We start from the raw sequence: 23,141 nt of genomic DNA, 5'->3' as shown, positions 1-23,141 counted from the left end.
CGGTGTGGCGCCGGTACCCGAGGAGGCAGCGGCAGTGGTGGAGATCCGCCCCACGACCGACGAGGATCTCGACGTCTTCGTCGAGACGGTCCATACGGCGTTCGGACGCCACCCGGAGACCCCGGCCGACGGCGGCGGGCTGTGGTGGTCGGCGCTGGAGATGGACCGCGGACTGCTCGCCCTGGCCGAGGGCGGGAGGCCCGTCGGCACCGCCGCCGCGTACTCCTTCGAACTCACCCTGCCCGGCGGGGCCCTCGCCCCGGTTGCCGGGGTGTCCGCCGTCGGGGTCCTGCCCACGCACCGGCGCCGGGGTGTGCTCAGCGCGATGATGCGCCATCAGTTCGCCGCGCTGCGGGCCCGCGGGGAGTTCCTCGCCGTGCTGCTGGCGTCCGAGGCACCGATCTACGGCAGGTTCGGCTACGGACCGGCGACGTACACGACACATCTGACGGTGGCGCGCCACCGCGCCGCCCTCGCCGCTCCCCGGGCGGACACCGCCGGCACACCGGCGGCGGCCACCGGCACGGTCGAGGTCCTGCGGCGTGACCGGTGCGGCGATCTCCTGGAGGAGCTCCACGACCGGTACCGCCGCGCCCAGCACGGGGCGCTGTCCCGGCCGCACCGCTGGTGGGCCCGGCGCGCCGGGCAGCCTCCGCTCGCACCGGCGCCGCGCCACATCGCCGTCCACCGCGCCACCGACGGCACACCGGACGGATACGCCAGCTACGCGGTCGAGTCGGGCACCGTGACGGTCGACGAGATCGTCACCGCCGACGACACCGTCTTCACCGCCCTGGCCCGCTTCGTCCTCGGCCACGACCTGGTCTCCGAGGCCGTGTTCCGGCACGTCCCGCCCGGCCATCCGCTGCGCTGGCAGCTCGGGGACTTCCGCGCCGCCCGGGTGAGCGAGGACACCGACTGGCTCTGGGTGCGGCTGCTGGACGTCCCGCGGGCGCTGACCGCACGCGGTTGGGACGCGGACGGCGATCTCGTCCTCGACGTCACCGACCCGTTCCTCGGCGAACACCACCGCCATCTGCTGACCGTCCGGGAGGGCCGGGCCGACTGCGTCCCGACGGACCGGGCGCCCGATCTCTCCCTGGACGTACGGGACCTGGGCGCGGTCTATCTCGGCGGCACCGCCCCGAGCACGCTGGTGCGCGCCGGACACGTCCGGGCCCACCGTCCGGACGCGGCGCACCGCGCCGACGCCCTGTTCCGTACGGGGACGCCGCCGCACTGCCTGCACTGGTTCTGACCACCGCGCCGCCCGCCCGGCGCACGGCCGGGCGGGGCGTCAGTAGACGTCGCGGACGTAGCGCCGTTCGGCGGCGAGGCGGGCGACATGGGCGGCGGCGCCGTCCTCGTCGAGACCGCCGTGGGCCATGGCGACGTTCCGCAGCGCCCGGTCGACGTCCCCGGCCATCCGGGACGCGTCCCCGCAGACGTAGAAGTGCGCGCCGTCGCGCAGCCAGGACCACAGCAGTGCGCCGTGTTCGCGCATCCGGTCCTGGACGTAGATCTTCTCCGGCTGGTCGCGGGAGAACGCGGTGTCGAGCCGGGTGAGGGTGCCCGCGTCGCGGAGCGCTTCCAGTTCGGCGCGGTGGTGGAAATCGCTCGCGTGGTGCCGTTCGCCGAAGAACAGCCAGTTGGGGGCGGTGTGGCCGCGGGCCGCCCGGTCCTGGAGGAAGCCGAGGAACGGCGCGACGCCGGTGCCCGGCCCGACCATCACCATCGGTACCGCCGGGTCGGCCGGCGGCCGGAAGTGCGCCGAGCGCTGGACGAAGACCTGCACCGGGGCGCCCGGCGCGGCGTCGGCGAGGCGGCCCGACGCGACACCGTGGCGGGGCCGCCCGCGGTGCCCGGCGAAGCGGACGACGGAGACCGTCAGCCGGATCAGATACGGATCCCGGAGCGGGCTGGACGCGATGGAGTACAGCCGGGGCCGCAGTCGGGGCAGGGCGGCGGCCCACTCGGCGGCGGAGGCTCGCGCCGGGTGTTCGGCGAGCACGTCGAGCGCCTGGCGCCCCCACGCCCACCGCGCGCGTTCGGCCTTGGCGGCGGGCTCCAGCAGGCGGGTGAGGAGACGGTCCCCGGTGCGGTCGGCGATCAGCCGGAGCAGCCCGGTGGTGATACGGGTGGGGTCGAGGTGGCGCTCCAGCGCGGTGGCGAGGGGGACGGTGCCGACGCCCGCGATCTCCACCTCGGCCCCGGCGTCCGCGCCGGTCACCGCCAGCCACTCCGCCACCACCGCGGGGCCGGTGCGCGGCACCACTCCCAGCGCGTCCCCCGCCGCGTAGCCGAGCGGCGCCCCCGCCTCCCGGGTGTCGAGGGTGAAGCCCCGGACCTCCTTGCCGGAACCCGGCCCGCTCAGCAGCCGGTTGCCGATGAGGTGCGCGGTGGCGGGCGAGCGCCGGGTCGGGGTGCGGGGAGCGGGGGGAGCGGCCGGTGCGGTGCCGGTGGGGCCGCGGCCGGATGGGGGCGTGGGGCCGGTGGAGGGCGGCGTGGCCGGGCCGGTGGCGGGCGAAGGGTCGGACGTGGGCCCGGCGGCGGCCGGTTCGGTGCCGGCCGGTGCGGTGTCGGTGGGGCGGCCGTCGGTGGCCGGGGTACCGGCGTCGGCAGGTGTGAGGCCGGTGGCGGGCGGTGGGCCGGACGGAGTGTCGCTGCCGGCCGGTGGCGGGGCGGTGCGCGGGGCGGTGAGGGCGGTGAGGACGGCGGTGAGCCAGTGGTCCGCGGGTGCGGTGTCGTCGGGTTCGCACTCCGTACGGGGGATCAGCCGGTGGGCGCCGAGGGCGGCCAGACGCTCGTCGAGGCGGCGGCCGTGGCCGCAGAAGTCGTCGTAGGACGAGTCGCCGAGCGCGAGGACGGCGTAGCGCCTGCCGTCCAGGCGGGGCGCGTCCGGGGCGTTGAGCGCCGCCCAGAAGCGGGCGCCGTTGTCGGGGGCGTCGCCGTCGCCGAAGGTGCTGGTGACCAGGAGCAGCGTGGCGCCGGACGGCAGGGCCGCGGGCTCCCCGTCGTCCATCCGCAGCAGCCGGGCCGGCCACCCGCGTTCGGTCAGCCCGCGTGCCGCGGCGGCCGCCGCCTCCTCGGCGTTCCCGGTCTGCGAGGCCCACAGCACCAGCACCTCCGGGGCGGGCGTGCCGTCCCCGCCCTCGGCCCCGGTGCCGGGGGCGGGGCCCGTTTCCCGGCCGGTCGGCGCGGGTTCCGCCGCCGGGAGCGGGGCCCGGGAGAAGGCCCCGGCCAGCCAGCCGTTGACCCACAGGGCGTGCTCCGGGCTGAGCGGGGCGCGGTCCGGCAGCACCGGGGCGCCCGGCGTGCCCGCCCCCACCCCCGCGAGGAACCCGGCGAGGTAGCGCCGCTCCGGTTCGGCCAGCGCGGGCGGGGCGATACCGCCGGTGCGGAACACCTCGGCGGCGGTCCCGGCGACCGCCGAGGCGACGGGGGAGATGACGGGTGAGGCGACGGACGTCGCGGGCGCGGCGTCCCGGGACGGGGAGGCACCGGCCGCCACACCTGCCGGTGCCGGTGCCTGTACCTGTGCCTGCGCCGGAACGGAGGCTCCCGCACCGCCCGTCGTACCCGCCGCCACGGCGTCCGTGGGCAGGGGTATGCCGCCCGTCGTACCCGCCGCCACGGCACCCGCAGGCAGCGGCGTTCCGTCCGGCGCCCCCGCCGCCACGGCGTCCGCCGGTACCGGACTTCCGGATGCCGCGCCCGTCCCGGTCAGCGGGGCCGTCCCGGGCTTCGCCGGCCGCTCGGCGGGGACCACGCCGCCGTTCTCCGCCGGGCGGCCGGCGGCCCCGCGGTCCTGAGCCCCTTCCCGGGGCTGCTTCCCGAACAGGTCCGTTCCCGCCGGGGCCTTCGCCAGGGCCACCGCGCACGCCTTCGTCCCGGGCTGGAAGGAGACCGGGTCGACCGCGTCGTGGGTGACCTCGTTGACGCTCAGCTCCGCGCCGAAGAGGTCGTTCCAGTGGAAGGGGGCGAAGCAGTCACCGGGCCGGACCCGGTCGCCGATCCTCGCGGGGAGTACCGCGCGGCCGCGCCGGGAGGTGATCTCCACGGCGTCACCGTCCGCGAGGCCCAGGGCCGCCGCGTCCCGCGGGTGGATCTCCACGAACGGCCGCGGGTCGAGTGCGTCGAGCCGGGGGATCTTCGCGGTCTTGGTCAGGGTGTGCCACTGGTGCGGCAGCCGTCCGGTGTTCAGCACGAACGGATAGCTGTCGTCGGGGAGTTCGGCGGCCGGCAGGGAGGGGCGGGGGTGGAAGACGGCCCGCCCGTCGGGGGTCGGGAACCACAGCCGGGGGCGGCTGCCGTCCGCCCGCACCCGGGGCGGCCGTACGAAACCGTCGTTGAGGTAGCGCACCGGGTTGCGGTCCGGTCCGTCCGGGGTGGCGCTGGGCCACTGCACCGGGCCCCGGCGCAGCCGCCGGTGGCTGATCCCGCGCAGGTCGTAGCCGGTCCGCGGGTTGTGCGCGCGGGAGAGTTCGGCGAAGACCTCCTCGGCGCTGTCGTACGCGAACGCCTCGCCGTACCCCATCTCCCGGGCGACGGCGGCGATGATCCGCCAGTCCGGCCAGGCGTCGCCGGGCGGTTCGACCGCCTGCCGCATCAGGGTGAGGTTCCGCTCGGAGTTGACCATCACGCCCTCGGTCTCCGCCCACATCGCGGCGGGCAGCTGGACGTCCGCGAAGCCCTGCGTCTCGGTCGTGGCGAACACGTCCTGGGTGACGACGAACTCCGCGGCCGTCAGCCCCTCGACGACGGTGCGGCGGCGGGCGACCGACGCGACCGGGTTGGTGCACAGGATCCACGCCGCCTTGATCTCGCCGCGCGCCATCCGCCGGAACATCTCGACGGTCCCCCCGCCGCCGCTGCCGGACCGGATCGTGCCGGGCGGCAGCCCCCACAGCTCCTCGGTGAACGCCCGGTCCGCCGCCACCTCCGCCGACCGCTGCCCCGGGAGCCCCGGGCCCATGTATCCCATCTCCCGGCCGCCCATCGCGTTGGTCTGCCCGGTCAGCGAGAACGGGCCGCAGCCGGGGCGGCAGATCGCACCGGTCGCCAGATGCAGGTTGATCAGCGCGTTGGTGTTCCACGTGCCGTGCGTGGACTGGTTGAGCCCCATCGTCCAGCAGCTCATCCACGCCCCGGCGGTGCCGATCCACTCCGCCGCCCGCCGCAGCTCCGCCTCCGGCAGACCGGTCAGCGCGGCGACGGTGTGCGGCGGATGGTCCGCGAGGACACCGGCCATCGCCGCCCAGCCCTCGGTGTGCTCGGCGATGAAGGCGGGGTCGGTGTGGCCGTTCTCCGCCAGCAGGTGCAGCAGACCGTTGAGGAGCGCCAGGTCGGTGCCGGGCCGGATCTGGAGGAAGAGGTCGGCCTTGGCGGCGGTGGCGGTGCGCCGCGGATCGACGACGATCAGCTTCGCCCCGGCCCTCACCCGTTCCATCATCCGCAGGTACAGCACCGGATGGCAGTCGGCCATGTTGGCGCCGATGACCAGGAAGACGTCCGCGTGCGCGAAGTCGTCGTACGAACCGGGCGGCCCGTCGGCGCCCAGCGACAGCTTGTAGCCGCCGGCGGCGCTCGCCATGCACAGCCGGGAGTTCGACTCCAGCCAGCTGGTCCGCAGGTACCCCTTGGCCAGTTTGGTCGCCAGGTACTGGGCCTCCAGCGTCAGCTGTCCGGAGACGTACAGCGCCACCGCGTCCGGGCCGTGCGCGTCGGCGGTGGCGCGCAGCCGCCGGGCCGTCTCGGCGATCGCCGCCTCCATGGCGACCGGCTCGGGGGCCGCGCCGCGGTGCGGGCGGCGCAGCGCGGCGGTCAGCCGGCCGGGCGCGGCCATCAGCTCCGCGCCGGTGGCACCTTTGGCGCACAACCGCCCGGAGTTGGCCGGATGTGCCTTGTCGCCGGCGGCCCGGCGGACCGTCCGCCGCCCGTCGGGACCTTCCGCCACGTCGAGGACGATGCCGCAGCCGACCCCGCAGTACGAGCACACGGTCCGCACCTGGGGCAGGGGGCGCGATCCCGGTTCGGGTGCGGTCATGTGCGGCTCCTGTGTGCTCGGACGCGGGACGCGTACGACGGTAGGGAGCGCGGGTTTCCCGGATGTCACAGCTGTTGATCTTGCGGGGTTACGCCTCGCACACAGCGGCCCGGCGCCGTCCGTGAGGGACGGCGCCGGGCCGGGGCGTGCGGGAGAGGCGGGGTGCGGCTCAGCGGAGGGCGGAGCGCTGCTGCCACTGCGGCCAGCTCTCCTGCCAGACCTCCAGACCGTTGCCGACGTCCGTCCGCTCGGTGTTGCTGGTGCCCCGCACCTCGACGGTGGAGCCGACCGGCAGGAAGTCGTAGACCCGCTTGGCGTCCGCGGTGGTCATGCCGAAGCAGCCGTGGGAGTTGTTGACCACGCCGATGGAGTTGTTCCACGGCGCGGAGTGCAGGAACGTACCGGAGGCGGTGAGGTGGGTGACCCACTTCGCGTCCAGCATCCACTGGTCGCCGTAGCCGATGGTGGAGGAGTCCATGGTCTCGTCGGCGTTCTTGCTGCGGACGGTGTGCACCCCGCCGCGGGTGGGCGCCTGCGGCGAGCCGGCCGAACCCTTGACCGTGCCGACGGCCTTGCCGTTCTCGTACATGGTCAGGGTGTGCGACGGGACGTCGATGACGGCCCGGTGGTCGGCGCCGATGGAGAAGCCGTAGTCGTAGTCACGGACGAACCAGCCGCCCTTGCCCGAGTCGACGCCGGTCAGCGCGCCCTTGACGGTGACCTTGGTCCCGGCCGGCCAGTACGTCTTCGGCCGCCAGTCGATGCGGTCCTTGCCGGAGTAGTCGGTGACCCAGCCCCAGGCGCCCTCGACCTTCGGCGAGGTCGTGACCTTGAGCGCCTTCTCGATCCCGGCGCGGCGGGCCTTGTCGACGGGGTTGTCGAAGAGGATCGAGACCGGCATACCGGTGCCGACGGTCTGGCCGTTGCCGGGGGAGTTGGTGAGCTTGTTGACGCGCTCGGCCGCGGCGGTCGTCAGCACCGTCTTCTTCGTGGCCTTCCGCCCGCCGTCGGAGGTGGTGCGGGTGGTCAGGGTGTACGTGGTGCCGGGCCGGACCTTGCCGTCGGAGGTCCAGGACGTGCCGCCGGAGGCCAGCTTCCCCGGGACCGCGGCGCCCTTGTCGTCCTTCGCCTCGACCGAGGTGATCGTGCCGCCCTCGGCGCGTATCGCTATGGGGGAGCCGAGCGGTGCGGTCTTCCCGGCGGCGGACGGGGTGACCGTGACCTTGGCGGCGGGCTGCTCCTGGGCCTGGGAGGCGGTCGCCCCCGTACCGCACGAGGTCACCAGGGCCGCCGCGAGCAGGGCGGGTATCCAGCGGACGGCATGACGGCGTGGTGCGGCGAGCACGGGTTCCTCCAGGGCACAGAGCGCAGACAAACGGGTGCGGAACGTGTACGCGGCGCACCGCGCGGACGTTCCGCCATGAGAGAAGACGGTTTGTCGGCTTCCGTGGTTGTCCGCCGGATCGCACCTCAATGACACGATTCGGTATCGGTCGGAGAGAACCCGTGTCCTGATGCTCCTGATACGGACGGTCTACGGGGTGGTGCCCTGGGCCAGCCCCTCCCAGCGGTCGGCCAGCGAGGTCAGCAGCCCTATCAGCTCGGCGCGCCGCTCGGCGCCGTACGGGGCGAAGAGCCGCTCGTCGAGCAGGGTGAGGCGGTCGCGGGCGGCGCGCAGCGCCCGCTCGCCCGCCTCGGTGAGGTGGAGCAGTTTGCGGCGTCCGTCGGCCGCGGCGGTGTGGCGGACGAGCAGGCCCCGGCTCTCCAGGCGGCGGGCCACGTCCGCCATGGTCGAGGTGTCCAGCGCCACCGCCGTCGCCATCGACCGCTGATCGCGGCCGGGCGCCGCCTGCACCGCGGTCAGCACCGCGAACTGCGGCCCGGTCAGGGTCGGATCGACCTCACGCGCCCACAGCGCCAGGTACGCCTGATGGAGCCGGCGCACCTGATAGCCGGCGGCGCCGTTGAGCGCCGGAGGGATCGCGGGCCCGGACGCGGGAACGGTGCCCGCAGGGGTCTCGTCAGCCATGGGGCCACTCAATCACGGTGATCGCGGAGCGGACGGGGCCGATCCCGGCCATGGGGGGGAAGACCAGGGGCGGGCCCGGAGACCCGGTGCGGGCCGGACCCCGAACCTCCCCCGATGCGGGACCCGGGCACCGGTACGGGCCGGTCCGGGCCGGGAGTCTCCTTCGGGCCGGGCCGGAGCCTCCTTCCGGCGCGGGCCGGGCCGTGCGGAGAAGCCCGGGGCCGGGCCGTGCCGGGCGCCCGGGGCCGGGCCGTGCCGGGAGTCCGGGGCCGACCGGGCCGGAGCCTCCGCCGCCACGCACCGGACCCCGGCCCGGACGTTCACCCGCGCCGGGCCCGCGCCGCCTCGCGGCGCAGCTGGCCGAAGCGGGTCAGCAGCCAGCCCTCGAAGACACCGAAGGCGAAGGCGGCCACCAGCGGCCCGTACCGGGCGGCCGGCGAACCGCCCGGGAGCGCCGGGCCGTTCGCGGCGGGTGCGGGTGCGGGTGCGGGTGCGGGGCCGGGTGCGGGGCCGGGCGCGGGCCTGGGCCCGGCGTCGACCGGTCCGCCGGACGGCTGCACGGCGCTCGCAGACGCGGCGCGGCCCGCCCCGGCCCCCGGGTGGCCCGCCTCAGACCCCGGGTGGTCCGCCCCGGCCCCAGAAGCGGCCGTCTCTCCCTCCGCGGCTGCCCCGCCCCTCCGCTCCGCCGCCAGCAGCTCGCCCAGATTGGCCGCGAACCGCTGGAGCAGCCGCTGGGCCACGGCGTCCAGCGCGCCCTTGCCGAACTGGGCGATCTTGCCGCTGATCACGAGGTCGGTGGCGACGTCCAGCCGGGCGCCCGCCGGGTCGCCGGTCACCGTCAGCACCACCTCCGCCTCCGCGTCGCCCCGGCCGTGCCGGTCGGCACCGCGCGCCTGGAGCCGCAGCCGCCGCCGCTCCGCGTCGGACTCCAGGAACCGCACGGTGCCCCCGTACGCGGCGGCGACCGGGCCGACGCGGACCGTCACCCGGCCCCGCCAGGCGTCGCCGTCCGCGCCGTCCGGCCCGTCGAGGACGGCCCCCGGCATACAGGACGCCACCCGCCGTACGTCGTTGAGGAGGGCGAACACCGCCGCCGGCTCCCCGGCGACGGGCACGCTGCTGCCGATCCGCATCAGTTCTCCTTCCGGGCGGCGCGCCGGGCCGTGGCGCAGCTGTGGATCGCGTCGGTGATCGGCTGGTAGCCGGTGCAGCGGCACAGGTTCGCCGCGACCAGCTCACGGATCTCCGCCCGCCCCGCGTCCGGCCGCTCGGCGAGGAACCCCTCCGCCAGCATCAGGAAACCGGGGGTGCAAAAGCCGCACTGAAGCGCGTGGTGGGCGGCGAACTCCCGTTGCAGATCGCTCAGTTCACCGTCGTCGGAGAGTGATTCGACGGTGCGGACCGCGGCGCCCTCCGCCTGGACGGCGAAGAGCAGACAGGCCCGTACCGGCCGGCCGTCGAGCAGCACGGTGCAGGCGCCGCAGACGCCGTGCTCGCAGCCGACGTGGGTGCCGGTCAGCCCCAGCTCGTGGCGGAGCACGTCCACCAGGGTGCGGCGCGGCTCGCACAGCACCTCGTACGCGGCGCCGTTGACGTCCAGCTCCAGCAGCTGGCGCTCCAGCGCCGGGTCGGTACCGGCGGCCGCCGGATCGGTCAGCGGCAGGTCGGGCGGATGGTCGCTCACGGCAGGCTCCAGGGTCGGTCGGCGGGGTCCGGGGCGTGGCGCGGGTCAGCTGCCGTGCAGGGCGCGGTGCACCGCTCGGGGGGTGACGGGCAGGGTGTCGAGTTCGGTGCCGGTGGCGCGCAGCGCGTCGTTGACGGCGTTGAGGACGGCGGCGGGCGCGCCGATCGTGCCGCCCTCGCCGACGCCCTTGGCGCCCGTCGCGTTGGTTAGGCACGGCGTCTGCAGGTGGAGGAGGGTGATGTCGGGGATTTCCTGGGCGGTGGGCACCTTGTAGTCGCCGAATCCGGTCGCCGACGGCTCGCCCCGCTCGTCGTAGGTGATCTGCTCGAACAGCGCGCCGGCGATGCCCTGGGCGATGCCGCCGCGGCACTGCCCCTCGACGACCCGCGGGTTGATCGCCACCCCGCAGTCCTCGACGCAGACGTACCGCAGCAGCCGTACGCCGCCGGTGCCCGCGTCGAGTTCGGCGACGACGCCGTGGGTGGCGTTGGAGAACGTCCCGTCGTGGTGGACGTCGAACGACGCCGTCGCGGTCAGCCCCGGCTCCGTGCCCGCCGGCAGCAGATGGGCCCGGAAGTGCGCGAGCGCGGCGAGTTCGGCGTACGGGAGCGCGGTGTCCGGGGCGTCACGGCGCCGCACCGTGCCGTGGTGCAGCTCGGTCTGTTCCCAGGGGACGTCCCAGCGTGCCGCGGCCAGCCGCCGCAGTTTCCCGCCGAGCCGTTCGGCGGCGAGCCGCACCGCGCTGCCGCCGACCGTCACCGACCGGCTGGCGAACGTCCCCCAGCCGTACGGCACCCGGTCGGTGTCGCCCTGGTGGAGCTTGACGCGCGCGAGGCCGACCCCGAGGGTGTCGGCGGCGATCTGCGCCAGCGTCGTCTCGTGGCTCTGGCCGTGGCTCATCGTGCCGGTGGTGACGCTCACCGCGCCGCCGGGGTCCATCCGCACCTCGGCGAGGTCGTAGCCGGGCACCAGCTCCATCTTCCGCTGCGCGAACGCGGTGGAGCCGTAGCCGGTCCGCTCGTTGAAGCAGGCGTAGCCGATGCCCAGCCACCGCCCCTCGGCCGCCGCCGCGTCCCGCCGCTCGTACCAGCCCTCCGCGCGCAGCGTCCGCTCGCACAGATCCAGCGACTCGCGGTACGAGCCGGGGTCGTAGGTGATGCCGTTGACGCCGGTGTACGGGAAGTCGGTGATGAGGTTGCGGCGGCGCAGGTCCACCGCGTCGACGCCCAGTTCCCGGGCGGCGCGTTCGAAGAGCCGCTCCATCACCATCACGTACTGCGGGCGGCTGACGCCCCGGTACGGCGCGCTCGGCGCCTTGTTGGTGGCCACCGCCCGGCCGCGCACCCGGTAGGCGGGCACCCGGTAGACGCCCGGCAGCTCCGCCGCGGCCATCAGCGGTTCGATACCGGCGGTGAACGGATAGCAGGAGTAGGCGCCCATGTCGCAGACGATGTCGGCGTCCAGGCCCAGGATCCGGCCGTCGGCGGCGAACGCGGCGCGGACGTCGTAGCGCTGCTCGCGGGCGAGGAATGACGCGGTCAGCGCGTCCTTGCGGTCCTCGGTCCACTTCACCGGGCGGCCGAGCCGCAGCGCCGCCGCGGCGGTCGCGATCTCCTCCCGGCCCACCACGCACTTCAGCCCGAAACCGCCGCCCATGTCGGGGACGAGGACCCGTACCGCCCGCTCGTCGAGTCCCAGGCAGCCCGCCGCGACCGTCCGTACCTGGTGCGGTACCTGGGTGCAGGTCCGCAGCACCAGCTGTTCGGCCCGGTCGTCCCAGTGGGCGAGCGCGCCGCGGGTCTCCAGCGGCAGCGCGTTCTGCCGCCCGGTGCGGGCCTCGACCCGCACCACACGGTGGGCGGCGGCGAAGATGTCGTCGATGCCCTCGGTGGCGAACGGCGCGACGTCCACCAGGGTGTTACGGGCCGCCGCGGCGTGCAGCAGCGGCGCCCCGTCGGCCAGCGCCGCCGCCTCGCTCACCACCGGCGGCCACGTCTCGTAGCCGACGCGGGCGGCCTCCAGACCGTCCTCGGCGGCGTACGCGTCCCGGGCCACGACGATCGCCAGCGGTTCGCCGACGTACCGCACCCGGCGCCGCGCCAGCACCGGCATCGCGGTCTCGGCGAACTCCTGCGGCGGCCGGTCCAGCCGGGCGGTGATGTCCCCGAGCCCCAGGTCGGCGGCGTCGAACGCGGCGACCACCCCCGGCACCGCCCGCACCGCGTCCAGATCGAGCGCGGTGACCTCCCCGTGCGCGACCGACGAGCGGACGAACTGGGCGTACAGCACCCCCGGTTCGGTGAGGTCGTCCACGAACCGGCCCCGCCCGGTCAGCAGCCGGGGGTCCTCCTTCCGGGGCACCGAGCGGCCGATCAGCGGCGCGGGGCCCTCGCCGGGCGGAGGGCCGGGGTGCCCGGCGCGCTCCTCGCCCGCGCGCTCCTCGCCGCACCGCTCCTCGGGTGTGCTCGCCGTCATCGCGCGTCCGCCTCCTCGCAGGCCCGCCGTACCAGCGTGCGGATCAGGTGCCGCCGGTACGGCCCGTCGTCCCCGGGACCGTCGTGCGGGAGGGCGGTGGCCGCCGCCTCGGCGCACTCGGTGAAGGTGCCGCCGTCCGCGAGCACCCGCTCCGCCCCGGGCGCCCGCAGCGGCACCGGGCCGACGCCGCCGAGCGCCACCCGCCCGCCGCGCACCGCCTTGCCGTCCTTCTCCAGCACGACGGCGGCGGAGGCGAGCGCGAAGTCCCCGTGCCGCTCGGCGAACTCGGTGACCGCGGCGTACGGCGCCGGGCGCGGGAAGACGGTCTCGACGAGGAGTTCGTCCGGCTCCAGGGCGGTGGTGTACGGGCCGAGGAAGAAGTCCGCGGCGGCGATCCGGCGCGTCCCGCCGGGCCCGAGGACGTGCAGTTCGGCGTCGAGGACCACGGCGAGCAGGCACCATTCGGCGGTCGCGTCGGCGTGCGCGAGGCTGCCGCCGGCCGTGCCGCGGGTGCGGATCGGCAGATGCCCGATCCACCGCATCGTCTCCCGCACCACCGCGAAGCCGGGGCCGAGGACGGAGTCCGGGGCCCGCTCGACGGCGTGATGGGTGGTCAGCGCCCCGACGTGCAGCGCACCGCCGTCGTTCCCGAGCCGGTCGAGCCCGCGTAAGGCGCCGATGTCGACGAGGTGCCGGGGCCGGGCGAGCCGGTACGCCATCATCGCCACCAGACTCTGACCCCCGGCGATCACCTTGGCGTCCTCACCCAACTCGGCGAGGAGCCGCACCGCGCCCTCGGCGTCACGGGCCCGGTGGTAGCGGAACGCGGCGGGTTTCATCACTCACTCCAGTTCGTACGGCGACGGCCCGCCGGGGGGAGCGCGTACGACGGCCGTCCGCCGAAGGGCGGTACGGGACGCGGCCGGGGGGAGCGGGTCCGGTGCGGGGAGGGACGGCGGCGTGCGGGGCGTGCGGGGCGTGCGGGACGGAGGGCGCGGAGGGCGGGGGCCGCGCGGGCCCCGGGACGGCGGCTGCGGTCGGACGGGAACACGCTGATCGGCGGTGATCCCGCGGGGGATGCGGGACCACCGCCGAGATAATCCGAACACGTACGATCGGGTGGTGGCAAGGGGGCGCCCCCCGCGTTCACCCGCGGGCCCGCCGACCCGGGCCGTCCGGCGGAGCCGCCCGGAACGGGGCGCCGGGGCCAGGACGCGGCAGCGGTGGGCGGCCCGAGCGGCCTACGGGCGAGCCCCGGCCCCCGGCTGACCGCGCATCACCTGAAGGCTCTCGTCCCGTACGCCGGTCGCGGGCTCACGTCCGGGGCGGTACGGCGCCAGTTCGGCCACCGGGGCGGCGAGGGTCAGCTCCCGGGCGGTCAGTTCGCCCAGCAGCGGGGCCAGCGTCACCCCGCTGTGGGTGACCACGTGGTACAGCCCCGGCGCGTCCGGCACCTCGCCGACCAGCGGCAGTCCGTCGGCCGGCACCGGGCGGATCCCCCGGCGCACCGCGGTGGCCGCCGCGCCCCGCAGTGCGGGCAGCACCTCCTGGCCCAGCCGGTGCAACTCCGCCTCCAGCCCCGGGTCCTGGGCACCGCGCGGAGCGCCGTCCGGGGCGAGCCGGGCGTCGACCGGCCAGGAGATCGAGCACACCCGGTCGCCCGGCGCCGGACGCAGATCCACCCCGGGCGTCGCCAGGATCGCGCCCAGCCGCGCCTCGGGCACCGGCACGCTCTCGCCGACCAGCCCCGGGATCCGGGTCAGCGGCAGCGCCGCCCCGGCCAGCGCCGCGATCCGCCCGGCGTCCGGACCGGCGCAGTTGACGACATGGTCCGCCTCCCAGCGGCGGCCCTCGCTCTCCACACCGGTGACCCGCCCGCCGCGGCGCAGCAGCCCGGTGACGCGCAGCCCGTGGTGGACGGCCGCGCCGCGCCGCACCGCCCGGTCCAGCAGGGTGCGGACGAAGAGCGGCGCGTCGTACCAGGCGGCATGGTCGTGGACCACCAGCTCCTCGGCCCGGCAGGATGCCGGATCCACGCCCGGCGCCAGCTCGGCCAGCGCCTCCGGGCCCGTCGTCCGGCACGGATGGCCCCACTCCCGCAGCCGCCGCGCCCGCTCCTCGATCACCCGCCGCTCCTGCGCGGTGTGTCCCCACTGCACCAGCGGCACCGGATGCCGCCACCGCGCCCCGGCGCCGTCCTCTTCGCCCAGCGTCAGATGCGCCGCGGCGCTGCGGCGGTTCAACGCGTAGTAGGAGTACGGGGTCTTGAGGTGGGTGACGTCGATGGCGAAGGTGGCGCCGGACGTCCCGGACGCGGGGCCGCCCGCGTCGAGGACGGTGACCGCCACCCCGGCGCGTGTCAGATGGTGGGCGACGGATGCGCCGAGCACTCCGGCGCCGATGACTACTGCACGGGACATGGTCTCTCCTGCCGAGGACGGATGCGGGTCACAGGACCTTGCGGAGGAAGGCGCGGGTGCGGGCCTCGCGCGGGGAGGAAAGGACGTCGGCGGGGCGGCCGGACTCGACGACGGCGCCGTCGTCCATGAAGACCAGCGTGTCGCCGGCCTCCCGGGCGAAGCCCATCTCATGGGTCACCACGATCATCGTCATCCCGTCGCCGGCCAGGCCCCGCATCACGTCCAGCACCTCACCGACCAGCTCCGGGTCGAGCGCCGAGGTCGGCTCGTCGAAGAGCATCAGCCGCGGGCGCATGGCCAGCGCACGGGCGATGGCGACGCGCTGCTGCTGCCCGCCGGAGAGCTGCGCGGGGTAGGCGCCGGCCTTGTCCGCGAGACCGACCCGGGCGAGCAGTTCCCGGCCACGCTCCCGCGCCGCCGCCTTCGGCTCGCCGTTGACCAAGACCGGAGCCTCGGTGACGTTCTCCAACGCCGTCAGATGCGGGAAGAGATGGAACTTCTGGAAGACCATCCCGATGGCGCGCCGCTGCCGCGCGATGTCCTTCTCGCCCAGCTCGTGGAGGCGGCCCCCGCGCTCGGCGTACCCCACCAGCTCGTCGCTGACGTACAGCCGGCCCGCGTCGATCCGCTCCAGATGGTTGACGCAGCGCAGGAACGTCGACTTGCCGGAGCCCGACGGGCCCACCAGGCACATCACCTCGCCCGCCCGCACCGTCAGATCGATGCCCTTCAGCACCTCGACGGAGCCGAAGCTCTTGCGCACCCCCTCGGCCCGGACCACCTCAACGGCCTTCTGCTGTACGGGAGTTGTCGTCATGACCGGCCCTCCTCGGCGGTGGCGGCGGAGCCGCGGCGGGCGCGGGGCGCCGGGGCGGAGCGGTCCGCGCCCCGGGAGAAGCGGCGCTCCAGAAAGTGCTGGCCGACGTTGAGCACCGACGTCGCCACCAGGTACCAGACGCACGCCACCGCGAGCAGCGGCACCTGCTGGAAGTTGCGGGAGTAGATGCCCTGGATCGACGTCAGCAGCTCCGGCACGGCGATGGCGAACACCAGCGAGGTGGTCTTCAGCATCGAGATGGCCTGATTGCCGGTGGGCGGGATGATCATCCGCAGCGCCTGCGGCAGCACGATCCGCCGCAGCGTCCGGCGCCGCGTCAGCCCCAGCGCGTGCGCCGCCTCCGTCTGCCCCTCGTCCACCGACGCCAGCCCGGCGCGCACGATCTCCGCCATGTACGCCGCCTCGTGCAGCCCCAGCCCCAGGACCGCCGCCGTCAGCTGGGTGATGAGATGGTTGGTGTCGACCTGGAAGAACGTCGGCCCCCACGGCACGCCGAGGCCGATGACCGGCACGATCGCCGACAGGAAGTACCAGAACAGCAGCTGCACCAGGAGCGGCGTCCCGCGGAACACCCAGATGTACAGGGCGCTCAGCCGTGCCAGTACCGGGTTCGGGGACATCCGTAGCACCGCGACCGCCACCCCGCCCACGATGCCGACCGCCATCGCGAGGACGGTCAGCACCAGCGTGGTCCGCAGCCCCTCCAGCACCACCGGCGCGAAGAGGAACTCCCCGACCGTCGCCCACTGCATCCGCGGATTGGCCGCCCACCCCTGCACCAGGAACACCAGCAGGAAGAGGAGGACCGCCGAGGTCACCCACCGTCCGGGGTGCCGTTGCGGCACCGCCCGGATCCGCCCGTCCGGCGGGGTCTTCGCCGCGGGCCCGCCGCCCGCCCGTGCCGTCAGCGCCTGACCGCTCATGCCGAGCCCCCGTTCACCGTCGCCTGCCGGAGCGCACCCGCCCGGACCTTCCACGCCGTGAGGATCTTCGTGTAACCGCCGTTGTCGATGACCTTCTGCAACGCCCGCCGCACCGCGGTGACCAGCGCCTTGTCCTCCTTGTCGACGAGAATCCCGTACGGCAGGAAGCGGTAGGGCCGACCGGTCTTCCGCAGCCGGCCGCCGGATTGCGCCGCCTGGTACCCGACGGTCGGGGTGCCGCCGACGAACGCCTCGGCGCGGCCGGTCGACAGCGCCTGGAAACAGCCCACCGAGTCGGGGAAGACCAGCACCTCCGGCGCCTTCTCCCCGGCCGCCGCGCACTTCTTCCGCTGCGCCGCCAGATCGTCGACCTGCGCCGTGCCCTGTTCGACCGCGACCTGCCTGCCGCACAGGTCCGTCAGCGCCGCGATGTCCTCCGCCCGCTGCTCGGGTACGAGGATCGAGCTGCTGGTGCGGAAGTAGTCGACGAAGGTGATCCGGCCGCGCCGCTCGGGCTTGTCCAGCATCGCCTGGATCGCCAGGTCGTAGCGGTGCGACTGCACCCCGCCGATGAGACTGTCGAAACTCGCCCTGACGAAGGTGACCTTGACCCCGAGGGTCTGCGCGATCGCCTGGATCAGATCCGGCTCCACCCCGACCAGGGTCCTGTTGTCCGTCGCCAGCGACACCAGCGGCGGATAGTCGTCGCCCGTCGCGACGGTCAGGGTGCCCGCCGCCCGGATCTTCTGCGGCAGCAGGGCGTGCAGCGCCGGGTCCTTCTTCTGCACCGGCGCCGCGGACCGGGTCGTCGGATCGGTGCCGCCGCAGGCCGCGGTGAGCGGCAGGAGCGCTGTGACGCAGAGACCGGCCACCGTCCGGCGCGTCCTGCCACGGGCCCGGGGGCCGGGGAGCGGTCTGTCCATGGAGTTGCCCTTCTGCCGGGTCGGCCACTGACCGCTCAATGTGCGCGAGCCCGCGGCCGCACACAAGATGAGGCAGGGTGAGCATCCATGGACGCACTGTTCAGCTGAGCTGTCGCATCTCAACGGGCGGAACAGGGGTGTGCGAACGGCGTCATCCGGGGTAGAACCCGTGATCGCCGACGCGCGCCGCGGGGCCCCGCCGCCCGCCCGCCCGGCCATGAGCACCACTCCTGGTGGCGCCTCGCTCCCCGGTGTTAACGTCACCTGATGCTGACCCCCACGCAGCTCCAGGCGGTACGCGACGTCGTGGCGACGGGTTCGCTGCGTACCGCGGCGCGCCTCCTGGGGTACACCCCCTCCGCCGTCTCCCAGCAGATCTCCTCCGTCGAACGGGCCCTGGGCGTCCAGCTCTTCGAACGGTCGCCGCGCAGCGTCCGCCCCACCGCCGCCGGGGTGCAACTGGCCCGCCGCGCCGCCCGGCTGCTGGCCGAACTGGAGTCGGCCGAGGACGAGTTGCGCTCCTTCGCCGCCGCCGAACGCGGCCGGCTGCACCTGGGCAGCTTCTGGTCGGCCGGCTTCCGCCTCGTCCCCGACGTCCTCGCGGAATTCCTCCGCGACCGCCCGCAGGTCGACGTCCGCTACGAGGAGGGCGACCCGCGGACCACCGTCCCCGCCGTCTCCGAAGGACGCCTCGACCTCGCGGTGATCTTCGAATACGGGATGGTGCCGCACAACCGGCCCGAGGACCTGGAGACCACCCTCCTCCTGGAGGAACCGCTCTACGTCCTCGTCCCCACCGGCCACCGCCTCTCCGGCCGCAGACGCATCCGGGTCGGCGACCTCTCCGGCGAACGCTGGATCAGCTACCGCGAGGACACCGACGCCGCCCGCTCCCTGCTGCACATCTGCGCCGAGGGCGGCTTCCGCCCCGAGGTGCTGTTCCGCACCAACGACTACAACCTCCCCTTCGAACTGGTCCGCAAGGGCCTCGGCGTCGCCATCGTCCCCGAACTCGCGCTGCTCGCCTCCGAAGAGGTCCACCTCATCCGGCTCGCCGGCCCCGCCCACGTCCGCCGGGTCTTCGCGGTCCGCCGCGCCGCCGACCCCAACCCCTTCCTGGACGGCGCGATCCGCACCCTGCGCACCGCCGCCGACGCCATCGACGCCGAACGCCGCACCCGCCCCGAGCCGCCCGTCGCCGTCTGATCACCCCGGTAGGCTGGACGTCCGAACGGTTCGACCCCGAGGGGGAGTTGTGGATCCGGAGATCGCGGCACTGGCGGGCAGCGCGGGCACGGCGCTGATCGGCGCGTTGACGACGGACGCCTGGCACGGCGTACGCGACCGTTTTCTCGCACTGTGGCGGCGCGCCCGCCCCGAGCAGGAACCGGGCGTCGCCCGCGACCTCGACGACACCCGCGAGGAACTGCTCGCCGCACCCGAGGGCCCGGGGCGGGACACCGTCGCGGAGGGCAGCGGCACCGAATGGCAGGGCCGGCTGCGCCGCCTGCTCACCGCCCACCCCGAACTCGCCGCCGACCTGCGCGCCCTCGTGGCCGACCTCACCCCGCCCGAGGCCCCCGCGCCCGGCGGCACCACCCTGCACGCCACCGCCTCCGGCAACGCCCGCGTCTACCAGGCGGGCCGGGACATGCGGATCGGCGGCGCGGACGCCTGACCGCCCGCCTCACCCCACCGCCTCCGCCGCCCGCCCCCACTCCCGCCGCAGCCGGGCGAACGGCCGCGGGAGGTTGAGGGCGAGCGCGGCGGTGGGGCGGCCGTTCCGCTCGTAGACGGCGAGGAAGGAACGGTCGGCCGGGGAGCCCGCCACGACGCGCGGCAGGTCCCCGGGGACCCGGCGTCCGGCGAACTGGAGCCGGACGCCGTACTGCTCCGACCAGAAGTACGGCACCGCCCGGCAGGTGGCCACGGTGCGGCCGGCGAGGAGATTGCGGGCGCACACCGCCGCCTGTTCGGTGGCGGCGCTCCAGTGCTCACCGCGTACCCCCGCCGCCCGCGCCACGTCCCCGGCGGCCACCACCCGCGGCAGCGGCGTCACCCCGCCCGCGTCGCAGCACACCCCGTCGTCGAGCGGCAGCCCGCTCCCGGCCAGCCAACCGGTACGCGGACGGACCCCGACGGCGACGACCACCACCTCCGCGGGGAGCAGCCGCCCGTCGGCCAGCGCGACGCCGGTGACGGTGTCCGCCGCAGCGTCCGCCCGCAGACCGGCCACCCCGGTGCCGGTCAGCAGCCGCACCCCGTGATCGGCGTGCAGCGCGGCACACACCCGGGCCATCGCCTCGCCCAACTGCCGGACGAGCGGCAGCGGCGCGGCCTCCACCACCGTCACGTCGTGGCCGAGCGCGGCGCACGAGGAGGCGGTCTCCGCGCCGAGGAATCCGCCGCCGATCACCACCACCCGCACCGGTCCGGCGCTCAGCGCGGCGCGCAGCGCCCGCGCGTCGTCGAGGGTGCGCAGCGTGTGCACCCCGCCGGGCACCGGTCCCGGCAGGGTGCGCGGCGCGGCGCCGGTGGCGAGGACGACGCCGTCGGTGCGGATCTCCTCCCCGGTGGCGAGCGTCACCGACCGTGCCCGCGGATCGAGGCGGACGGCGCGGGAGCCGGTGCGCAGATCGAGGGCGAGTCCGGCGGTCTCCTCGTCGTCGGTGAGCGCGAGGGCGGTGTCGTCCGCCGCGCCGGTGAGGAACGCCTTCGACAACGGCGGCCGGTCGTACGGCCGGTGGCGCTCCTCGCCGAGCAGGATCAGCCGGCCCGTGTACCCCTCGGTGCGCAGCGCACGGGCGGCGCCGAGCCCCGCCAGTGACGCGCCGACGACCGTGACGGTGTGCATGGGCGTCCTCCTCAAGAGCCGCGGGTGGCGGGCGGCCGGACAGTGGCCGCCGCGCCGGTCCGGAACGTGCGGACAGCGCACCGCCCAGCACCCGGACAGCGTTTCGCGATGCGCACGGTGGAGCGTTCTGCGCAACAGAATCCCGGTGCGCCCAGGGCCCGTCAAGCGGCTGCGCCGAGCCGCCGGGCGATTCCCGGCCGCCGCTCCCGACCCCTTGACGGTGCCGCTCCCGCGTTCCCACTATGTCTCTCATCGCGCAACCGATCGTGCTCTGCGCAACACCATGAACCTCTGCCGCCCCGTGCCCTCCCGCTGCCCCGCGCGCCCCGGCACCGCCCGCACCGACCTCCCCGAGGAGGGACATGCCTCCCGTACCCCCGACCGACGCCCGCGTGGTCGTCATCGGCGCCGGCATCGTCGGCTGCTCCCTCGCCGACGAACTCACCGCCCGTGGCCTGCGCGACGTCACCGTCCTGGAACAAGGCCCCCTCCCGGCCCCCGGCGGCTCCACCTCGCACGCCCCCGGCCTGGTCTTCGCCACCGCCCCGTCCCGCACCATGACGCGCTTCGCCGCCTACACCATCGAGAAGTTCACCGCCCTGGAGGGCGACGGCGCGCCCTGCTTCTCGGCCGTCGGCGGGCTGGAGATCGCCACCACCGCGGAACGCTGGGCCGACCTGCACCGCAAGGCCCGCCTCGCCGCCTCCTGGGGCGTCCGCGGGGAACTCCTCACCCCCGACGAGTGCGCCCGCCACTGGCCGATGCTGGATGCCGCCCTGCTCTACGGCGGCTGGTACACCCCCGACGACGGCATCGCCCGCGCCGTGCCCGCCTGCCGCGCACAGCTCGCCCGCGCCGCCGCCCGCGGCGCCCGCGTCCTGGACCGGCACACCGTCACCGGCATCGAGCACTCCGGCGGCCGCGTCACCGCCGTCGTCACCGACCGCGGCACCTTCCCCGCCGACCACGTCGTGTCCGCCGCCGGGTTCTGGGGCCCGGTGATCGGCGCGATGGCCGGGGTGCGGGTGCCGCTGCTGCCGCTCGCCCACCAGTACGCGACGACCGCACCGCTGCCCGCACTCGCCGCCCCCGGCGGACCGCGGGCCGATGCGGTCCGCCCGCTCCTGCGCTTCCAGGACCGTGACCTGTATTTCCGCGAACACGGCGACCGCCTCGGCATCGGCTCGTACGCCCACCGCCCGATGCCCGTCGACCCGTACACCGTGCCCGCCTACGACGACGCGCCCGTCATGCCGTCCTCGCTGCCGTTCACCGCCGAGGACTTCGCCCCGAGCCGGCGCGACGCCACCGAACTGCTGCCCGCACTCGGTACGTCGGAGATCGCCGACGGCTTCAACGGTGTCTTCTCCTTCACCCCGGACGGGATGCCGCTCCTCGGCGAGGCGGCCACGCCGCGCGGCTTCTGGCTCGCCGAGGCGGTCTGGGTCACCCACTCCGCGGGCGCCGCCCGCGCCGTCGCCGAACTGATCACCGACGGTCACTCCACCCTTGACCTGCACGCCTGCGATCCGCACCGCTTCGAGGGCGCCCAGCGCTCACCCGCGTACACCGCCGAGCGCGCCGTCCGCAGCTTCATCGAGGTCTACGACGTCGTCCACCCCCTCCAGCCACCCGCGGGCCCCCGCCCGCTGCGGGTGAGCCCCTTCCACGACCGGCAGCGGGAACTCGGCGCGTACTTCCTGGAGTCGGGCGGCTGGGAGCGCCCCCAGTGGTACGAGGCGAACGCCCCGCTCGCCGACGGCCTCGACCTGCCTCCGCGCGATGCCTGGGCGGCCCGCCACTGGTCGCCGGTGAGCGTCGCCGAGGCCCGCGCCACCCGCGAACGCGTCGGCCTGTACGACCTCACCCCGCTGCGCCGCCTGGAGGTCGAGGGGCCCGGCGCGCTCGCCTTCCTGCAGTACCTGACGACCAATCAACTCGACCGGCCATCGGGAACGGTGACGTACACCCTGCTGCTCGACGCGCACGGCGGCATCCGCTCCGACCTCACCGTCACCCGCCTGGCCGAGGACCGCTTCCGCATCGGCGCCAACAGCGCCGCCGACCTGGTGTGGCTGCGCCACCACGCCCCCGCGGACGTCCGCGTCCGCGACCTCACCGCGGGCACCTGCGGCATCGGCGTCTGGGGCCCGCGCGCCCGCGACCTCGTCCAGCCGCTGGCCGACGGGGACTTCTCGCACCGGGGCTTCGGCCGCTTCCGGGCCCGCCGCGCCCACCTCGGCCCCGTCCCGGTCCTCGCCCAGCGTGTCTCCTACGCCGGGGAGCTGGGCTGGGAGCTGTACACCACCGCCGACCTCGGCCGCTGTCTGTGGGACGCACTGTGGGAGGCCGGCCGCGGCCTCGGCGCCGTCGCCGCCGGGCGCGCCGCCCTGGACAGCCTCCGCCTGGAGAAGGGCTTTCGTGCCTGGGGCCACGACATGACCTGCGAGGACGACCCGTACGAGGCGGGCCTCGGCTTCGCCGTCCGCCCGGACAAGGGCGACTTCCTCGGCCGCGCCGCCCTCGCCGGACGCGAAGGCGCCGTCCGGCGCCGCCTGGTCTGCCTCACCCTCGACGACCCGGCCGCCGCCGTCCTGGGCGGTGAACCGGTGTACGTGGCCGGGGAGGCGGCCGGTCACGTCACCTCCGCCGCCCACGGTCCGACCGCCGGCCGCTGCGTCGCCCACGCCTGGCTGCCCCCCGCGCACACCGCACCCGGCACCGCCGTCCACGTCGGCTACTTCGGTGACCTGCTCGCCGCGACCGTCACCGCCGAACCCCTCGTCGCCCCGGAGGCGGCCCGCCGCCACCGCTGAGCCCGCCGCCCGCACGGCCGCACCGGCCCGTCAGCGCCGTCCGGAACGCCTTGCCCGTACGGCCCGTACCGCCGCCCCCGTCCGCACCAGGCCCGCGCCGCACCCCCGCCGGACCGCCCCCGCCCGAGGAGAA

Annotated in this window: 16 protein-coding genes; 4 read left to right on the top strand and 12 right to left on the bottom strand. The window is 75.5% G+C overall.

Going from position 1 to position 23,141, the window contains the following annotated elements; translation table 11 throughout:
• The first annotated feature begins 37 nt into the window (after positions 1 to 37).
• Positions 38 to 1,258, top strand: coding sequence for a GNAT family N-acetyltransferase (locus ACZ4M8_RS25660; protein ID WP_467611318.1), 1,221 nt, complete (start codon positions 38 to 40; stop codon positions 1,256 to 1,258).
• A gap of 39 nt (positions 1,259 to 1,297) precedes the next feature.
• Here the strand turns inward: ACZ4M8_RS25660 and ACZ4M8_RS25655 are convergent, their stop codons facing one another.
• The 11 genes from ACZ4M8_RS25655 to ACZ4M8_RS25605 form a co-directional block, all read right to left on the bottom strand.
• On the bottom strand, positions 1,298 to 6,046 hold the full coding sequence (locus tag ACZ4M8_RS25655; RefSeq protein ID WP_467611124.1) for a molybdopterin-dependent oxidoreductase: 4,749 nt from the start codon (positions 6,044 to 6,046) through the stop codon (positions 1,298 to 1,300).
• Between the two features lie 169 nt (positions 6,047 to 6,215).
• Positions 6,216 to 7,391, bottom strand: coding sequence for a L,D-transpeptidase family protein (locus ACZ4M8_RS25650; protein ID WP_467611122.1), 1,176 nt, complete (start codon positions 7,389 to 7,391; stop codon positions 6,216 to 6,218).
• Between the two features lie 189 nt (positions 7,392 to 7,580).
• The gene (locus ACZ4M8_RS25645) at positions 7,581 to 8,075 is read right to left on the bottom strand and encodes a MarR family winged helix-turn-helix transcriptional regulator (protein ID WP_467611120.1); all 495 of its coding nucleotides are present in this window, start codon (positions 8,073 to 8,075) and stop codon (positions 7,581 to 7,583) included.
• A 320-nt stretch (positions 8,076 to 8,395) separates the two neighbouring features.
• Positions 8,396 to 9,208: an SRPBCC family protein gene (locus ACZ4M8_RS25640; protein ID WP_467611118.1), complete on the bottom strand. Its 813-nt coding sequence runs from the start codon at positions 9,206 to 9,208 to the stop codon at positions 8,396 to 8,398.
• On the bottom strand, positions 9,208 to 9,732 hold the full coding sequence (locus tag ACZ4M8_RS25635) for a (2Fe-2S)-binding protein (RefSeq protein ID WP_467611316.1): 525 nt from the start codon (positions 9,730 to 9,732) through the stop codon (positions 9,208 to 9,210). Before ACZ4M8_RS25635 ends, ACZ4M8_RS25640 begins: the two co-directional genes overlap by 1 nt.
• Before the next feature lie 72 nt (positions 9,733 to 9,804).
• Complete coding sequence (locus ACZ4M8_RS25630; RefSeq protein ID WP_467611116.1) at positions 9,805 to 12,234, bottom strand: xanthine dehydrogenase family protein molybdopterin-binding subunit; 2,430 nt, start codon at positions 12,232 to 12,234, stop codon at positions 9,805 to 9,807.
• A complete protein-coding gene (locus tag ACZ4M8_RS25625; protein WP_467611114.1) occupies positions 12,231 to 13,073 on the bottom strand; it encodes an FAD binding domain-containing protein in 843 nt (280 codons plus the stop codon). The genes ACZ4M8_RS25630 and ACZ4M8_RS25625 overlap by 4 nt, the downstream gene beginning before the upstream one ends.
• Positions 13,074 to 13,475: 402 nt before the next feature.
• Entirely contained in the window at positions 13,476 to 14,654 is a 1,179-nt protein-coding gene (locus tag ACZ4M8_RS25620) for an NAD(P)/FAD-dependent oxidoreductase (RefSeq protein WP_467611112.1), read from the bottom strand.
• 28 nt (positions 14,655 to 14,682) lie between these two features.
• A complete protein-coding gene (locus tag ACZ4M8_RS25615) occupies positions 14,683 to 15,471 on the bottom strand; it encodes an amino acid ABC transporter ATP-binding protein (RefSeq protein ID WP_467611110.1) in 789 nt (262 codons plus the stop codon).
• Positions 15,468 to 16,415, bottom strand: coding sequence for an amino acid ABC transporter permease (locus ACZ4M8_RS25610; RefSeq protein ID WP_467611108.1), 948 nt, complete (start codon positions 16,413 to 16,415; stop codon positions 15,468 to 15,470). Before ACZ4M8_RS25610 ends, ACZ4M8_RS25615 begins: the two co-directional genes overlap by 4 nt.
• Positions 16,412 to 17,338, bottom strand: a complete 927-nt coding sequence (locus tag ACZ4M8_RS25605) for an ABC transporter substrate-binding protein (RefSeq protein WP_467611106.1) — start codon at positions 17,336 to 17,338, stop codon at positions 16,412 to 16,414. Before ACZ4M8_RS25605 ends, ACZ4M8_RS25610 begins: the two co-directional genes overlap by 4 nt.
• A 267-nt stretch (positions 17,339 to 17,605) precedes the next feature.
• Between ACZ4M8_RS25605 and ACZ4M8_RS25600 the strand changes: the two genes are divergently transcribed.
• Together ACZ4M8_RS25600 and ACZ4M8_RS25595 are read left to right on the top strand one after the other, a co-directional pair.
• The gene (locus ACZ4M8_RS25600; protein WP_467611104.1) at positions 17,606 to 18,544 is read left to right on the top strand and encodes a LysR family transcriptional regulator; all 939 of its coding nucleotides are present in this window, start codon (positions 17,606 to 17,608) and stop codon (positions 18,542 to 18,544) included.
• A gap of 49 nt (positions 18,545 to 18,593) precedes the next feature.
• Positions 18,594 to 19,016 (top strand): hypothetical protein, encoded by a 423-nt coding sequence (locus ACZ4M8_RS25595; RefSeq protein WP_467611102.1) that lies wholly within the window; start codon positions 18,594 to 18,596, stop codon positions 19,014 to 19,016.
• Between the two features lie 9 nt (positions 19,017 to 19,025).
• Here the strand turns inward: ACZ4M8_RS25595 and ACZ4M8_RS25590 are convergent, their stop codons facing one another.
• Positions 19,026 to 20,192 (bottom strand): NAD(P)/FAD-dependent oxidoreductase, encoded by a 1,167-nt coding sequence (locus ACZ4M8_RS25590; RefSeq protein WP_467611100.1) that lies wholly within the window; start codon positions 20,190 to 20,192, stop codon positions 19,026 to 19,028.
• 362 nt (positions 20,193 to 20,554) lie between these two features.
• Here ACZ4M8_RS25590 and ACZ4M8_RS25585 point away from each other — a divergent pair, with 362 nt between their 5' ends.
• On the top strand, positions 20,555 to 23,008 hold the full coding sequence (locus ACZ4M8_RS25585; RefSeq protein ID WP_467611098.1) for a GcvT family protein: 2,454 nt from the start codon (positions 20,555 to 20,557) through the stop codon (positions 23,006 to 23,008).
• The last annotated feature ends 133 nt before the right edge of the window (positions 23,009 to 23,141 follow it).

This window comes from Streptomyces sp. NPDC027185 (assembly GCF_055567035.1).
This window is presented reverse-complemented; position numbering and strand designations above follow the sequence as displayed.